Here is a 3,426-nt window from a genome sequence, read left to right on the forward strand (position 1 = left end):
TCCGTGAGATCGTCCTCCTGTTCGCGCTCAACAATCTCAAGAAACTCGCCAAAACGCTATGATCCGACTCCCGTCCCGCATTTTCAATAGAGCACGAAATAGGACGTGTGTGCCCAGTGATCAGTTGGTCGTGTCGCAAAGTCCTCTAGAGTTCAGTAGCAACTGACTCCCGTGAGGACGGGGTCACCTCTGGTGTCCACTCCGAGAGGTGCCCCATGCACGCCACAATCGACGTGCGGTTGACCGTTAGCATCGACGACGACAAAACGATACCGCTGGCCACGCTTGCCGAGTTCATAACCGATCAGAATATCGAATCGGTTCTTCTCGAAGGGCTCGTCGAGAGCCTCGACGCGAGTCGCGTCGAGGCGCTCTGTGGTGAAAAACACGCCCACGGTAACGGTGAGAAACGATTCCAACGGCGAGGCACAGATACTCGCACAGCCGTCACAACCGCCGGTGAACACGAGTTCTCTCTCCACTACGTTGAGGATACTGCCGCCGAACAGGACGAATCCAGCTACTTCCGGCCCGTCGAAGACGTTCTCGACTTCGACGGGCAAAACCGCTATCGATCAGTTGACAAATATTCGGTGCGTGAGCCGATTGACTCCTGTCTCCACACCTACTACGAGGACATCGATGATCTCTATCGAGAGACTATCTACCGTCTCGGTATCTAATTTTTTATAGATTCAATCCACCGACACAGGCATTAGAATCGAATTTGCATTATGAGGTATGGACTCCTCACTTACCGAGTTACAATCCAGAGAAGAGTCTGAACGGTTTGATTTCAAGCGGTTCGAGTCATTAGATGACTCAAAAAAGTTCGCTAAACATCTGGTAGGGTTTGCGAATCGACATGGCGGTGAATTAGCACTCGGGTTCACCGATGCAGGGGAAATTCAGGGACAAGAAATTGATTATGACCAAGTGATGCAGACAATCACAAACATCGCGTATACTCGCTGTAGTCCACAAGTTCGATTTGACGATGAGTATCTGAGACTACCCGAAGGAGATATTCTGATTTTGGATGTTTCTCCCCGCGAGAATATCCCTCATGCAGTTGTTGAGCGTAAGCAGGGGACAGTTATCTCCCGAGATTATTGGATTCGAACTAAAAATAGTACCAGACGCGTCTCCGATGTGGAATTAAATCGTTTGTTCTCTACAACATTAGACCCTGATTTCACTAAGGACTTTGAGACATGGACAATGCTATCTATAGATGAACATCAGCCACCAAGCATCAATCTCCCCGACTTCATTGATAATTATCGTACACTACTGAGTAAGTTAGATATTGATGATGAGATGGACCAGAACCTAATTCTATCTACGATATCCCAAGAATTGTTTCCGTTTTCTCTATTACACGACTTGAGCAAGGTTCACTTCGCAACTTGGGATACCGTTATTCAGGATGCTACAACCTCGTTCCAGAGTACCTCGCTGATTGGGGCTAATTTTCCGAAGATGATTGGGTCGAATAACTTGAAGCAAAATCACGACGCTGAATCGGTAGAAATAGATGCAAACGATATTCACTTTTCTGGCTTCGACCAAACTCATATCTCTAAATTCACTGATGTCGCTGAATTGCTTGGCGAGGTGCAGTTTCATACACCGCCAAATACAGAGATTCTCATAGAGTACCAGATAGAGGAAAGAGACTCTGACGAGGACGTACCTCCACTTCCGAATTATGAGGTCAAGATACAACGTCAAGATGAATTCACTATCACTATCTCGAACTACGGAGCAGGATCTGGGCGTGGCTTTCCTACGAAGCACCCAATAACCGACGTAGCAGCTGATAACAAATTTCGTCGAATCGACCTTGGTGAAATGCAAGAGAAATGGGAGTATGCCGAAATTCGCAACCAATTCAGGGCTGAGTTTAGCTATCCTGATGAACCCGATACAGACATAACTCTAAATGAGAGGTATGCTGAGCGGCTTTGGCATCTTATTGAAGAGCAATATAGTGTCGAGATATTTCTTGAATCACTACCCAATACAGAGCTATACAAAGCCAATCACAAACTAGATATGATTGTTGAGGCACTTTTTGAATAGCCGTCAGAACTAATTAATCATCTACTCGTCCGTCTTTAGCTAAGAGAAGAACCACGTGACAGCAACGGCTTTTCGTGGTGCCTTTTTGAGAGGAATGAGGAGGAGAGGCTGTGCACACCAAAACCTCCTCATGAGGTGTAATGCGTCGACTCACTACGCTTTTTCCATCTGACCTGCTCGAAGAGCACGCCGAGGAACTCGGCGTGGTCGAGCGGGACGGGAAGCTGCAGATGCCTGCCTTCGTGTGGTCATTCGTGTTCGGCTCTCGCCTGCGGCGAAGCCGAACACTTGCTGGCTTTCGGTGGAGTTACAATAGCACAGCCGACAAGACACTCTTTCCTGGCGGCTTCTACCAACGGTTGACACCGGCACTTGCAGAGTATCTGTGCGACCTCGTCGAACATGGGCTCGACGAGGTCGCTGTTCCTGACACAGTTGATGCTGACCTCTCTCAGTTCCGTGATGTGATGGTCGCTGACGGCACTATCTTGCGGTTACACTGATTTCTCGCAGATGAATACGAACCCCGGAGAGGGGAGAAGGGTGGAGCGCGGCTCTACCCTGCATCACAATATTACCGATCAGACAATCGAGAAATTCAGCAATACCGACGAAAAAACGCACCACGGCACGCAGTTCGACACAGGATTGTAGCTCGAAGATCGGTTAGTCTTGTTCGATCAGGCGTACTTCAAGTACCGCCGTTTCGCGCTGATCGACGAGAATGACGGCTACTTCATGAGTCGGATCAAATCAAACGCTAACCTAGTCATTACCGATGAATTACGGGAATAGCGTGGAAGAAAAGAGGGCGTGAGACCACTGATCAAACATCGTGAGTTCCGCCCCATCGATCACGCGCACAACGCGCGGATTGATGCGGCTGACTACGGTCAACGAGCACTCTCTGAAACAGTGTTTTCCTCGATCAAACGTACGCTCGACCTCGCACGGCGTGGCCGAGCGTGGTACCGTGAATTTCGCGAAATCGTCCTGATTTGTTCCGTCTACAACATCAAACGGAGCGTCACCCACCCAAATTAAGCTACGTATGACGGTTCACCAGAGCCATATTTCATTGATATCAGAGAGTGATAGTAAAATAGTTCTGGATACTAAAAATAAAAACACCTTCTGTTTATATTTCTTTGATATTGTCTAAAATATTGCATTCCATTCTCAAAAGAAGGTAGAAAATGAATAATATGTTAAATTCAAGCACTTTTTTAGTTGTGCGTGTTCAGATGGTAGTGTTCAGATAAGCTGATTCCATGCGAAGGCAAACGATCTAAGCCAGTCGTCAGCTGTGTCTGCTTGTGCGTTGCTGAAACAGTTTGAAAA

At 47.6% G+C, this 3,426-nt stretch carries 1 protein-coding gene and 4 pseudogenes; 4 read left to right on the plus strand and 1 reads right to left on the minus strand.

The window, feature by feature from the left end:
* Nucleotides 1-215: 215 nt before the first annotated feature.
* The 4 genes and pseudogenes from BLR34_RS16425 to BLR34_RS17200 all read left to right on the plus strand — a co-directional run.
* Nucleotides 216-575 (plus strand): annotated as a pseudogene (locus BLR34_RS16425) (ISH6 family transposase); the annotation flags it as partial.
* 166 nt (nucleotides 576-741) lie between these two features.
* Nucleotides 742-2,085, plus strand: coding sequence for an AlbA family DNA-binding domain-containing protein (locus BLR34_RS16430; RefSeq protein WP_092704959.1), 1,344 nt, complete (start codon nucleotides 742-744; stop codon nucleotides 2,083-2,085).
* Nucleotides 2,086-2,225: 140 nt separating this feature from the next.
* Nucleotides 2,226-2,877 (plus strand): annotated as a pseudogene (locus BLR34_RS17305) (IS4 family transposase); the annotation flags it as partial.
* Nucleotides 2,878-2,886: 9 nt separating this feature from the next.
* Nucleotides 2,887-3,129 (plus strand): annotated as a pseudogene (locus BLR34_RS17200) (transposase); the annotation flags it as partial.
* Nucleotides 3,130-3,339: 210 nt separating this feature from the next.
* Here the strand turns inward: BLR34_RS17200 and BLR34_RS16765 are convergent.
* Nucleotides 3,340-3,426 (minus strand): annotated as a pseudogene (locus BLR34_RS16765) (IS6 family transposase); the annotation flags it as partial.

The sequence above is a fragment of the Halovenus aranensis genome (assembly GCF_900100385.1).
Classification (GTDB): Archaea; Halobacteriota; Halobacteria; order Halobacteriales; family Haloarculaceae; genus Halovenus; species Halovenus aranensis.

What these genes read in the sequence shown, in the direction of transcription:
- BLR34_RS16430 (WP_092704959.1), top strand. Translation starts at nt 742, where the DNA reads ATGGACTCCTCACTTACCGAGTTACAATCCAGAGAAGAGTCTGAACGG.